The organism is Pseudoalteromonas aurantia 208, from assembly GCF_014858725.1.
Classification (GTDB): Bacteria; Pseudomonadota; Gammaproteobacteria; order Enterobacterales; family Alteromonadaceae; genus Pseudoalteromonas; species Pseudoalteromonas aurantia.
This window is the reverse complement of the sequence record NZ_AQGV01000015.1, coordinates 402587-416261: the sequence shown is the minus strand read 5'-3', so window position 1 is coordinate 416261 and position 13675 is coordinate 402587. Positions and strand designations below refer to the sequence as shown.

7 protein-coding genes are annotated in these 13675 nt (G+C 41.4%); 4 read left to right on the top strand and 3 right to left on the bottom strand.

The genetic code is table 11. From position 1 onward, the window contains the following. The first annotated feature begins 92 nt into the window (after positions 1–92). Entirely contained in the window at positions 93–626 is a 534-nt protein-coding gene (locus tag PAUR_RS20140; RefSeq protein ID WP_192509518.1) for a methylated-DNA--[protein]-cysteine S-methyltransferase, read from the top strand. Between the two features lie 245 nt (positions 627–871). Then, positions 872–1996, top strand: a complete 1125-nt coding sequence (locus PAUR_RS20135) for an FAD-dependent monooxygenase (RefSeq protein ID WP_192509517.1) — start codon at positions 872–874, stop codon at positions 1994–1996. 75 nt (positions 1997–2071) lie between these two features. On the opposite strand, the gene PAUR_RS20130 is transcribed toward PAUR_RS20135, so the two are convergent. Beyond that, positions 2072–2773 carry an NHL repeat-containing protein gene (locus tag PAUR_RS20130; RefSeq protein WP_192509516.1) on the bottom strand — a complete coding sequence of 234 codons (702 nt, stop codon included), beginning with the start codon at positions 2771–2773 and terminating at the stop codon, positions 2072–2074. A 659-nt stretch (positions 2774–3432) separates the two neighbouring features. Between PAUR_RS20130 and PAUR_RS20125 the strand changes: the two genes are divergently transcribed. After that, positions 3433–3936 (top strand): hypothetical protein, encoded by a 504-nt coding sequence (locus PAUR_RS20125; RefSeq protein WP_192509515.1) that lies wholly within the window; start codon positions 3433–3435, stop codon positions 3934–3936. A 661-nt stretch (positions 3937–4597) separates the two neighbouring features. Here the strand turns inward: PAUR_RS20125 and PAUR_RS20120 are convergent. Further along, positions 4598–8224 carry an amino acid adenylation domain-containing protein gene (locus PAUR_RS20120; RefSeq protein WP_192509514.1) on the bottom strand — a complete coding sequence of 1209 codons (3627 nt, stop codon included), beginning with the start codon at positions 8222–8224 and terminating at the stop codon, positions 4598–4600. A gap of 328 nt (positions 8225–8552) precedes the next feature. Here PAUR_RS20120 and PAUR_RS20115 point away from each other — a divergent pair, with 328 nt between their 5' ends. Further along, the gene (locus PAUR_RS20115; protein ID WP_192509513.1) at positions 8553–13010 is read left to right on the top strand and encodes a S8 family serine peptidase; all 4458 of its coding nucleotides are present in this window, start codon (positions 8553–8555) and stop codon (positions 13008–13010) included. Between the two features lie 104 nt (positions 13011–13114). Here the strand turns inward: PAUR_RS20115 and def are convergent, their stop codons facing one another. Continuing rightward, on the bottom strand, positions 13115–13660 hold the full coding sequence (gene def / locus PAUR_RS20110) for a peptide deformylase (RefSeq protein ID WP_192509512.1): 546 nt from the start codon (positions 13658–13660) through the stop codon (positions 13115–13117). Positions 13661–13675: the final 15 nt, after the last annotated feature.

Here is a 13675-nt window from a genome sequence, read left to right as displayed (position 1 = left end):
CCAAAAACCAGTATGATGTTAACCACGATATACATAAGCCAACAAAAGCACTTTAAGCAACGCATATATTATATCTGTTAGGAGATACATTTATGTTCATCGATTACGTTAATTCCCCCCTAGGTATGATTGAATGTGCATCATCAAACCTTGGGCTAAGACATGTCATATTTTGTGGGGATGAAATTAAACCTAAGAATAAAAACCATATAACACAAACAAGTATACAGCAGCTCACAGAGTACTTTAGCGGTATGCGCAATGCCTTTACCGTACCACTTGACCCCATCGGCACGGCATTTCAACAGCAGGTATGGGCCTCTCTTGGCGCAATTCCATTTGGTGAAACTCGCTCCTATTTAGATATTGCCAAACAAGTGGATCGCCCAAAAGGCGCACAAGCTGTCGGTGGTGCTAATGGCAGAAACCCGATCAGTATCATCGTTCCTTGCCATCGTGTTGTTGCTAGTAATGGTGCGCTTACTGGTTATGCCGGTGGTATCGAACGAAAGTTATGGCTGTTAAAACATGAAGGCATAAATGTTAAAGACTCGCGAGAGAACACACAGTTAGATATAAAAAATGTGATTACAAAACGCCAATCAAAAACACAGTACTTAAAATAATTGAACGTCACTGAGCACCATTCGCACTTTTTTCTCTGTATTTTGCATATATGGCACGTAACAAAAACGTTGTTGCTAGCACACCTGCCATTGCTTCCTGGTTATGGTGCTATCACAACCCATTACGACAACCCCAACTTATCATCAAGTATAAGAAATCATATTTTTCACTACACTCCTGTTAGTATGTCGTTGTAAAATAAATAATATAATGCAAAGAACACTCTAAATTAAGGTCAAACACTATGCGGGTACTCATCGTTGGCGCTGGAATTGCTGGATGCGCATTATTCCACCGCTTAAAGTCACATACTATTGATGTTGATATTATCGAAAAATCGACCGTATTAACCAATGAAGGCGCCGCAATTTGTTTACCTGCTAACGCTATGATAGAGCTTGATAAATTAGGTATGTCAGACACAATTATCAAATGCGCCCATCAAGTAAATTCCATTGAGTATGCCTTAGCGAATGGCGAGACATTGGCCAAAGCATCGCTCATGGAAGCGCCATTAAGCAAGGGCCCTTTTGTCGCATTAAAACGTGATGAGTTAATGCGTATATTAAGGGCCGGTATCGCTGATAAGATTCAACTTCATACTTGGCCAACAGATATTCAACAAACTGAAAATGGTGTATTCGTCACATTGAATCACGGGCCCTCAAAAACCTACGACCTTGTAGTAGCTGCCGACGGCATAAACTCTCAGGTTAGGCAAATGGTGCAGCCTGACACGTCTTTATTAAAGCATAAGGTCACTAATTGGCGCTTTATTGCACCGGCACCATCCGACAACTTTCAGCCCGTGTATTATGTCGGTAACACTACGTTATTCATGATTTACCCAATCAGTAAGGATGAGGTGTACTGCTATGCGCATGTAACTGACACAGCAAAAATCTATTACGACATGCCAACGAAAGAAGCGTTATACAGCCTTTTTGCAAACTATACCGCGCCGGTCTTGCACTGCTTGAATACCATGCCATCTAGTGAACACATTATTCGTGGAGAGCTAAAAAGTGTCATGAAAACTGACTCGGTGTTTCAAGGTGTCGTTTTAATAGGGGATGCATTACATGGCTGCCCGCCCAGTTTACAACAAGGTGCGGGTATGTCACTGGAAGATGTTAATTGCTTGGCTGACCAAGTGATCAATCACCTAGATAATTTGCCACAAGCTCTGTCTAATTACGAAAAAGCACGCGGTGCCAGAATAGCTTGGACAGTCAATGAATCAAATAAGATAATTAAACTTGCAGGGCTTGGGGAAAGCTTTATAGGCCGTTTAGTCAGAAACTTTATCTTGCGCCGTAAAGGGCCTGCAAATGTGGTCGGTTGGAGAAAATTGCTGGCAGATGACTGACCTAAGTAAACCCCTACACCCCATCAATCATGCACCGCTTAAAAATAAAAAGGCGGTGCTTATACATTTTACAGGTTAATAACCGGATAACACGGTCACACTATCATTGAACTTGCCGCCCACTCCAGTGATCATCTTACATCCATCTAACTGCCTGAGCTTACTGCTGCTACGACGAATATGATTGTATGACGAAACATATGCGCCATTGGCTGAATACACTCGAATAATATTGTCGTTACCCGTTAAAACATGCACCTTACCACGCTCATCGACGGTGATACTTTTTGGCCCATTTAAATCCTGTAATAACTCAATACCGAACTCACCAATATCTCCCACCTTTTGCCCATAAAAGTCGAGTACTGTAATTTGGTGATGGCCATATTCAATAACGTACAGTGATTGCAGCTGTGTATCAATTGCAAAATCTTTTATTGCCTGCAGATTGTCTGTTAAAGGAAGTTTGCCTGTACGTTCACCCGCCAAAGAAAATACACTTATTTCTTTCGATTGCTCAAAGTAAACATAAATATGTTGTGCATACCGACGAATGATCCGCGGTTTGCGCTGCACTTCTATGGTTTCACCAGTTGGGGTTACAGCAATCATTGTAGGAAAAGCGATGTTAAGATCTCTTAACTTCGCGATAGACATACGTTCTGTTTTATCATCCCCTGAAATAGTCTTTTCATTAGCATTAGCATGCATAGAAAGGCCAAATAAACCAGCTGAGCATAGTGCTGAGGTTGTTCTTAAGAAAGTGCGACGTTCCATAGTGAAATTTTATTATGTTTATAATAGGGGGATTATTACATAAATTAGCTACCAACTGAATTACAGGGCATTACAGGGCTGAACGAGCATTATCGTAACGCTTAATTTCACATGATTCTGAACTACATTTTTAGTTGATAACACTGTAATTCACAACAATACCGTACACTTCCTTTGTCCGTAAATCTACAGCCTTTAACACGCTTTGCTGTGCTTTTTATTCAGTTGCATTATCAATTTTATAAATATAAGTAAGTACCAAGTATTTTTATTTATTCCAAACAGCTTAGAAATGAATCTTTAAGGCTTTCAAGCTACTTTAATAAATAAAGGCAAAATCACTTATATGTAAGATTTTTTATGTACGGGGTATAACTCAGTAATAACTTAGGAAGATGCAATACATTAAAAGCATCATTCAAACCTAAGTACGAGATTAAGTAGCAATCGAAAAACAACAAAACTCATATAATATTGCATGGAAGATATTGCAACTTAAAATGAGCTTACCCTCCTATAATTCAGTACGGCCACCTCTTGGCTATTAAAAATAATAAACTTTAAGAAAATGGCACTTAACACATCTATGTAATATTAATGAAATACACAAAGTGTATATTTTATACAATAAACAAATAACATTAATAAACGGAGTTAATATGAAGAAAAGCATTGTGTTTTTTGGTTCATTATTGTGTTCAATTTCATCTTCACTGTATGCCGCACCCGATCCAATATTTATCGGTGGAACTAAATATGTTTTAACAGATACTGACTTTAGTAGAGAGTCCGATGTAGCGCACGAATGTATTTTTCCAACATCACCATGTGGGTTATTCTATGAGTACAATATCACAATACCTGTCGTGGCTGATGCGGAATACGATCCCCAATTTGATGCACAAAGACGATTAACGTTCGATGTCTTTGCACACTCAGGAACTGGACGATTTGATTTTACTGTTCGTTGTGGAGATTATGGAACCAACAACTATCTAAATATGAATCAATGGAGAACCACCTCAGCGCAACTAACTCGCACATTAAATACATTCGGTCGGTGTAAAGAGCTAAAAGTCAGCGCTCAAAGCTATGGTGATGAAGCGCATGGAGTGAAGCCTAGTTTCGATATGTTTATCTATATTTCTGAAGCCTTAGATTAAGGTTAATATCTGATTTTTTATCACAATATAAACATTAATTATTTTATTCCATAAAAAATCAAATAAATAGTGAGTATAAAAAGCGCTGTATCGCGCTTTTTAACACGACTGAAATCTATAGAAAATAAATAAAAGCTATAAAAACAACTTAAACCTATTATTCCCATCACATTGGTCTGGCTATCTAAAATTCACATACTCACAGAAAACCATGCAACCCTAGTTTAATTTATTGTCTAAAAAACCAATTAAAAAACATATCAAACAAAACAAATAAGGAGTGTGTATGATGCTTGTGTGTGGGGGGGGGGCGGTTAAAAAACACAAACCTGAAAACAATTAAAAATCCCTTTATTTAAAACCATGTTAAAGCACAACTTATGCTAATTAATATAAAAAACGCCTTACACATACCCCCATAAAAAATAGAGAACAATTAACATATGAAAAATACTTCTCAGTGTGCTTTTTTCAAATCCATTAGCGTAACCAACCTCAATATAAAGCCCCTATTAAGCTTCAAGTTCCACTTTTACACCTGTTATTTGGTGCGCTCCCGCACCAACATTATTTAGAGTTATTATTTGACTTTATTTAACAAATACAATGCAACACTAATCTTTGCTTTTTTATAAAAATATCAATATCAAATAGAATCAACCTAGTTACTAACCTTACCACTTTGAGATGGTTTTCCAAAACAATACTGCTGATACTCACACAAACGCGCTATAAACCAAATAAAGACTTCCGTTTGCCCCTTTACAACGCATACACCATTACAAATGCTATTTAGCAAGGCTTGCACATTAGTTTCACATAAACCTTTTATCATCTGAGGATCTGCAATAGACACAGTACAATACGGCAAATCAACAGAATATTCTGTTTCTAAGGTTATTTTACCGCCCCTAAGCATAATCGAGATTGGAGCCTGACTTTCATGAGCAACTATCGATAACACCAACTCAGGTGCAGTTTCTATTGATGCTTTACAAACAAGCTTCAAATAAGCTGAAAAATCATTTACCCAGTTTTGAATATTTGTACTCATAGATAGAGGGTCTAAATTACTTTCACACGCTGCTATTAATGTATCTTCTGATGCCGCAAAAGCTCGATTCACCTCTTGCTCTGTCTCAATAAGTGCCTCAAGTGTGCGGTCAATATCAGCATGTGTGTGTGCTGCTGAACAAATAAACCTTAATCGTCCTCGCCCCATTTCAACAATCGGATACGTGACCGCCAGCGTTTGAATGCCGCGCTCATATAGCCCTTGCACGATCGCATAGAGCTTATCTTTATCACCAAAGTGAGGGGTCACTATTGGACCATCGCCAGTGCCTAAATCATACCCAGCCTCTGTAAAGCGCTTACGCATATAACGCGTTCGGTCCCATAATTGTTCACGCAAACTATCATCAGTACGTAAGTATCTTAAAGAAGCCAGAGCAGCTGCAATATCAGCGGGGCTAATTGACGCTTGAAAAATATACGCTCGTGAAGATGACTTCAGCAGTGCAATGTGCTTTTTACTCGCAGCTATTACCCCACCAATACTTCCCAGTGCTTTACTCAGCGTTGTCATAATAAAATCAACATCATCCGTTGCACCTTGCTGTGAGCAAACACCTGCTCCAGAGTGACCATAGAAGCCAAAAGAGTGCGCTTCATCCACTAAAGTCAACGCACCATATTGTTTTGCGATTCGAACTATCTCTGCAACTGGCGCAGTCCCTTCCCCCATACTATAGACACTTTCTAACACCACTAAAGTTGTATGATAAGGTGATGTTTCAGAGGCGAGCACCGACGCCAAGTCACTCGCGCTATTGTGCTGAAATGTTCTAATTTTAGCGCCACTTAAGCGCGCACCATCCACAATAGAGGCATGACAAAGCTGGTCAATAACGACCGTATCATTTTTTCCTAATATACCCGAAATAGCCCCTAAGTTAGCGGTATACCCTGTTGGAAATAGGCATGCGCTAGGCTTACCCACAAGCTCTGCAAACTCATTTTCAAATTCAACATGTTGGTCTGTCATGCCAGTCGCGGCGGCTGAAATCCCCATGCCAGTACCAAAGCGTTCTAATGCAAGAACGGCTTCATTGATTACTCTTGGGTCGCGATTTAAACCGAAGTATAAATTCGTTGACCATATAATAGCGTTCCTATCTTGTTCTTTATTATATGAATCACCAATAACCCCCGTGGCAGAGCTCCCCGTACGGAGCACTTTTCCATATGGGTTACGTTGATTATTATTGACCATGTCAGTGACTTGCTCTACCAATACACTTTTATCGGCGATACTCCAAGATGGGGCGCTCGCTGATTGAAAAGTCGGGTGACTAGATTGCAATAGCGTCTGAAATCCGGAGAGTGTTTCAAGTTTAGGATTGTTATGATCTATCATTAAACTAGATTCAGAGGATGCTTGATTTGCACTTTGATTCATTCGGTCTAGAAAAAAGTGTGTTAAAGCACGAGGGGTCGAGTATAGAACAAGGCTGTTCTGTGGTAACTTATACTCTAATGCCGCTCGTAATCGACTGAGTAACTCTAGCGAGCTTAGTGAGTCAATACCAAAACTATCAAATGGTAGGTCGCAAAGCACTTGCTCTGGTTCTGCTATATTAAGCAAGCTCGCCACTTCCGTTTGAATCGTTAGTAACACTGAACTGTACTCATAGCCCGCTTGCGGTTTATTACTCACTTGACCGCTTGCTTCATGCTGAGCAGCTAAACGCACAGTATTAAGATCTGGGAGGCTTTTACGATCCAACTTATCATTTGGTAAAAAAGGTAACGCTCTCATCTGCATAATAAACTGAGGCACCATATATTTTGGCAATCGCTCTGACAAAAACGCCTTCACAGCCTTACTCGTTACGCTACCTTTTTGGTTTACCACATAAGCTACTAAAATTTGCTGACCAGTCCCACTATCAAGCGCAGCCGCCGCTGCTACATCTATCTCACTCATCGATTCAAGTACTGACTCTACTTCCCCTAGCTCTATCCTGAAACCTCGTATTTTAACCTGTTGATCAATACGGCCTAAAAACTCTATCTCTGCATTTTCACTCCACTGACATAGATCTCCCGTTTTATATAAGCGAGTTTCAGGTATCTGGTCAGTCGGCGTCAGAGTGACAAAGCGTGACGTTGTCATATTCTCATCGTTGAGATAACCCCGAGTGAGTTTACTGCCAGCTAAATATAATTCACCGGGTTCACCAATCGCTGTGCACTGCATTGCATCATTTAGAATATATGCCCTTGAATTTACGACAGAGCGACCAATTGTAATACGAGTAGTGTCTTCAGGAATTTCATTAATTGTAGAAAAAACAGTGTCCTCGGTCGGACCATACGCATTCATAACCCTTGGTTTAAATGCCAAGTTATGAATTTGATTCACTAGCGGCGCTTTCAAAGCTTCACCCCCAAACACCACACACTGAACACTATCAGGAAGCGTATCGGTGCCCAATAAGGTTTGCATCGATGAAGGTACCATAACGCACATTTTTACTTTATCTGCATAAGGAAGTTTAGGTAGAGCCAATGCGTTATCTGCCATCAGAATAGTGCCACCAAGTGACAACGTACCGAAAATCTCCATCACCGATGTATCAAAGCACACTGAAGCGGCAGCCAATACCCCAGATAACTCCTCAGTGCTAAACAGCTCTGCCATAGCATGACTCATCGCTACCACATTGCGATGCTCAACCGCAACCCCTTTTGGCTTCCCCGTAGACCCCGAGGTATAGATCACATACGCTAAATCAGTGGGTACTGGACCCAGAACATTATCAATGGCTTGATTTTTAATCGTATCAACATGAATGACTTCCCGCGCTATCTGGCATAGATGCGCCATATGCTCATTTTCAACAATGGCTGCTGATGCTTTGGAATGTGACAACATATAACGGACTCGTTCTTGTGGGTATGCTGGGTCAAGGGGCACATAAGCACACCCCGCCCTTAAAACCCCCAATAAAGTAGCAATTAGCTCCCATGAACGACTCATACACACCCCGACCAAGGAACCCGACTTCACGCCTCGTTCAGCTAGCGCCGCTGCAAAAGCATCTGAGCGTGCTAGCAGCTGCTCATAACTTACCGACAAATCACCTTCTATGATCGCCACTTTTTCTGGTGTAAGCTTCGCCTGCTCAGCAATCAAGCTAATAATGGTTCCACTGGGTAAAAATGTTTTCTGTGGCATATCACACAACGCTTTTGATGTATCTCTTGCTACTTCAAATTCCATGAACTTTCCTTATTGTTATTGTTGGCTATATTGAACAAATTAATCATGCCATATTATTTCGCATAGCTATGCAAGCTTTGACTTTTTAGTTTAAGAGTTGCTTTAATATTCCGTTATAATAAAACGGGTGAGGAGGCAACATTGGTTAAAACTCAAACTAGTTAAGTATGAATTAAATACAAAATAACTTTATTGATATTTTTACACTATATTTATGTCCATTTTCGCATGTATAATACTAGGAACAAAAAAAACAAATACCTGCATATTTGTTAACAATAAAAGTAACGATCGTTAGAATCAGTTACCAATGACTCCTAGAGAATGTATGTCTAAGCTTATAAAAAAATCAACAATTGCAGCTGCGGTTGGTAGTGTATTACTCACAGCGGGTGTCTCTGCTAATACTGCCAATATGGTTAATAATTTTACCAATTTCGAGGCTGTAAAATTTGCAGCTCAAGATACGAAAAAGAATGCGCCAACATCCTATTTAATTGTGCTAAAAGCAACGTCTGCAGCAAATTTATATGCTCAGGGTACATACCAGTCGGGTGATGCACGTGCAACAATGGCGCAAATTTCACAACTTCAAGAGGCGTTAACGCTTGAACTAAACAGTTTAGACTTCAATGCAAAAGTGCTGGGTCAAACACATGTTTTAGCCCCTACACTGATTGTTGAAGCGTCAAAAGAAGCGCTAGCAGCGATTGAAAAAGACGCACGCGTAGAACGTGTGTTACCTATGTTTGATTCTGAATTGCACATTGCAGAATCATCTGACTACATTAAAGCAACGCCAGTACGTACTGAAGGTTTGGCTACAGGTATGGGCCAAAAGGTCGCTGTACTAGATACGGGTATTGATTATACTCACAAAATCTTCAATGAAGCTGCCGGTACTGTTGAAGCGTATGACGCTGCTCAAGCCGATCCAACAACGGTTGCATGGCCTCAAGGTCAAGTCAAAGGCGGTTACGATTATATGCGTAACGATGCCGATCCAATTGAGAATGATCCAGCGGTACCTTCTGAACAAGATTCACCAACAAGTCACGGTACACCGGTATCTCACTCGGTGACAGGCATTGCACCAGACGTTGAGCTATATGTATATTCTGTCTGTGGTGGTGGTTGTCCAAGCGCAGCACAAGCTGCGGCACTCGAGTCAGCAATGGATCCTAATGGGGATGGCGATATTTCAGACCGAGTCGATGTGATCAACATGTCTCTCGGTGGTGAGTTCGGTAATACATACACAGGTAGCGGTGTACAATACCTTATTCAACGTGCGGTTGGCTTAGGCGTGAATGTGGTCGTTTCAGCGGGTAACGATGGTGACCACCCATTTCGTATTGGTGGTCCAAGTACGACACCAAATGCACTATCTGTGGGTGCAATGACACACCCAACATTAGAAGAAGGGTTTGCATCCGGTACTGTTGCAGGTACTGAGACGGTTATTCAAGCCGCAAGCTTTGGTCCACAAGGCGCGTTCACGTTCAGCAACACGAATACAGAGCTTGTATATCCTGATGCAAACCAAAATGGTTGTGATGCATTTGCTGACGATGTGGACTTCACAGGTAAGGCGGTATTGATTGACCGTGGTGCATGTGCATTTACAACAAAAGTATTAAATGCACAAGCTAAAGGCGCGGCATTTGTACTTGTTGCAAATAATAACGTTGATGGTACTCCAGCACCAATGGGTGGCAGCTCTACAGAAATCACTATCTTCTCTGTGGGTGTGAACTTCCAAACGGGTAAAGCAATAAAAGATAAACTAGCAGCGGGTGAAACAGCAGAATACGCAATCCAAGTAGTGATGAAGAATGTTGCTGGTGCAGTGGCAGACTTCTCATCACGTGGTCCTTCAGTGAATGGTCTATTAAAGCCAGAAATCACAGCGCCAGGTGTGAACATTCAAGTTGCAGCAACGGGTACGCAAGATAAAGTGGCAGGCGCAACGGGTACTTCGTTCTCAGGCCCAATGACAGCAGGTGCTGTGGCACTTGTTCGTGAAGCGTTACCAGAGCGTAATGCTTCAGAAATTAAAGCAACCATCATGAACACCGCTGATCTGAATGTAAAAGTTGAAGCAACATCGGTTAACCCTGATTCACCATTAGCACCGATTAGTTTGATTGGTGCAGGTTTAGTGAATGTTGATAAAGCAGTTAAATCACCGGTTGCGGCATGGGTCTATCACTCAGAGTTTGATACTAACCAAGCGGCGTTGTCATTTGGTTTTGAGAATGTGTCAGAAGTAACGGCATACACTAAAACTGTGACATTGAAAAACTTCTCAAACGAAGCTAAGACCTATAACCTTCGCACGCAAGCGCGTTATGAAAATGATGCTGCAACGGGGGCTGCTAGCTGGGAAATGCCTGAATCTGTTACTGTACCAGCAGCTCAAACTGTTGAGTTTGATGTAACCTTGACGATTGACCCTGCTAAGTTACCACAGTGGAAACTGAAGAACCCACTTAATGCGGATGAGCTAGCTAAGCGTAGCCCTGCATTGACTTTATCTGAATTTGATGGCGCATTAGTCTTTGATGACCCAACTACTAAAGGTGACCATGATTTACACCTTGTTTATCATGTCCTACCGAAAGCACATGTTGGTTTAAAACTAAGTTATGAACGTGTAGCGGGTGATTTCAAAGTCGCATTGACTAACAATGGCTTCAAAGATATTACCCCTATGTCAGAGCAGTTAGTTGCAACCGGTACTAAGGTGAGTCAATCCGAAAAAGATTTCAACATTTTAGCCACTACATTTAACGCTGTGACGGCTGATGGGTGTGGCACTAGCGTGGCATTTACGGCTTCAATTATGCTACGTGATGAGCTAACACACTTGCGTCAGGCGGGGGGCTATGCTTTGAACTTAGACCTTGATAACGACGACACGTACGACTACGCATTAGCGCAGTATAGTGATGTAGGCCGCAGTGCTACAGTACCGGGTCGCTCACGCACAGTAAGTGGACCTATTGTTGATGGTGCACCACAATGGGCATTTTTATCGGACATGTATCATACCTCAGGCTCAAATACTGTCACATTCTCAGGGTGCTCAGACTTAATCGGCCTTACCAGTAGTAACCTTGGAGATGCTATCACGATTGAAGCCTCTGTAGGCTATGGTTATCAGATTGCGATAGATACCGTCACCGATACACTCAAGGGTACAACCACATTCGCAACCTCTCCTGCAACATTCACAAATGCAACGGGGGAAACTGTCACTGAGATTAAACAAGGTGAAACAGCGTACATCAATGCTGACTCTGCGTTTGCACTCACCTCTGGTGAACTAGAAGGGGTATTATTGCCTATTACTCCTTCAATTCTAAAGTTTGAAAACCCATTAAGAGGCCCCCTACTGCTGCCTATGACGATTTCTGTTGCTGAAAACACGGCCAAAGATACTCTGATTGGCAAACTCATTATTAGCGACCTTGAAGCTCACCAAAAGATTACTCAATACGAAATCCAAGCGTCAACACATACCGCATTTGCAATTAATGAAGAGGGTGAAATTGTCGTTGTCAATTCTGACGAACTTGACTATGAGCTTGGTAATAACACCGCGAAATTAATGGTTGTTGCAACGGATATATTTGGTAATGAATCTAAAGCAACTGAAATAACCATAAACATTGAAAATGAGATTGATAGCGCTGCTGAGTATACGCCACCGAAACTCATCGCTGCCGAATTCTCTGTTGCGGAAAATACCGCAAAAGATACCGTTATTGGGCAACTAAAATTAGAAGCACAAGAAAATACCCTTGAAGTAAAAACATATACAGTCAAGTCGTCTTCACATACTACATTAACCGTCAATAACAAAGGTGAAGTGTTAGTCGCTGGGGAGCTTGATTTTGAGGCGGGTAATAACACAGCAACACTCATGGTCATTGCGGTTGATACATTAGGTAATGAATCTAAAGCCATTAAAGTGACAGTTAATATTGAGAATGTGATTGACAGTGCTGCAGAGTATACGCCACCGAAACTCATCGCTGCCGAGTTCTCTGTTGCGGAAAATACCGCAAAAGATACCGTTATTGGACAACTAAAGTTAGAAGCACAAGAAAATACCCTTGAAGTAAAAACATATACAGTGAAATCGTCTTCACATACTGCGTTGACCGTGAATAACAAAGGTGAAGTGTTAGTCGCTGGTGAACTTGATTTCGAAGCGGGTAATAACACAGCAACACTCATGGTCATTGCGGTTGATACATTAGGTAATGAATCTGAAGCGACTAAAGTAACGGTAAATATTGAGAATGTGATTGACAGCGCGGCGGATTATACTCCACCAAAACTCATTGCTGCTGAGTTTTCAGTTGAGGAAAATACAGCCACTGGTACAGTGATTGGTCAACTTGAATCGGTAACGCAAGAAAATACCCTTGAAATTGCTGAGTATTTAGTAAAGTCATCAACTAACACCGCTTTTTCAGTTAATAATAATGGCCAAATCGTTGTTGCTAATTCAGCAGTCCTTGATTTTGAAGCGGGGAACAATATCGCTACTTTGATGGTCGTTGCTATCGATAAGTTAGGTAATACATCAGACCCTGCTGCCATCACAATAAATATTGAGAATGTCGTGGATACCGATGCAGAGCAGCCTGCACCTGTGCCAACTCCTACGCCAACAGTGACTCAAGCATCATCAGAGTCTTCGTCTGGTTCTCTTGCTTGGTTTGCACTTTTAGCGGCACCATTCGCGGTACTGCGTCGTCGCAAACATAAATAAGCTTTACATGAATACTAACTTACAACGTCTGTTAATATCTGGCGTTGTAAGTTAGCCAAGGGCATGCGCCTTTATTGGCTGCAACTTCTCCATTGAAGTTTCGCTCAGTTGCTGTCAGCAAACTGACGATACCACTCACTTTCGCTGATTAAATCTTGCATCGACTCTAACTGGTCAATAAACGTGAGCCCGTTTAAATGATCTAACTCATGCTGAAAAATACGTGCAATAAAGCCTGTCAACGTTTCCTGACGCACATGACCTTGTTGATCCAAATACCGTACTGTTATCTGCTTATATCTTGGCACTAAGCCTCGCATACTTGGCACACTTAAGCACCCTTCCCAATCTTTTACCTTTTCATCTGAATAATGCAAAATCTCAGGGTTAATAATCGCAGTTGGTGCCATTAGTGGCGCTTGTGGATACCGTGTATTGGGCTTTGAGCACATAATAAAAATACGCTTACTATGATGTATTTGCGGAGCAGCAATACCCACGCCACCCGCTTCAGATACCGCCAACATCATGGTATTGATGAGTTGCTGACATTCATCACTGAGAATATCTTCAACTTCAACAGCTCGCGCCCTTAATGCTGCATGTCCGAGCTGCGCTATAGAATAGATACTGCTTTTAGTTGTACTCATTCAGGTCTCTTTTCA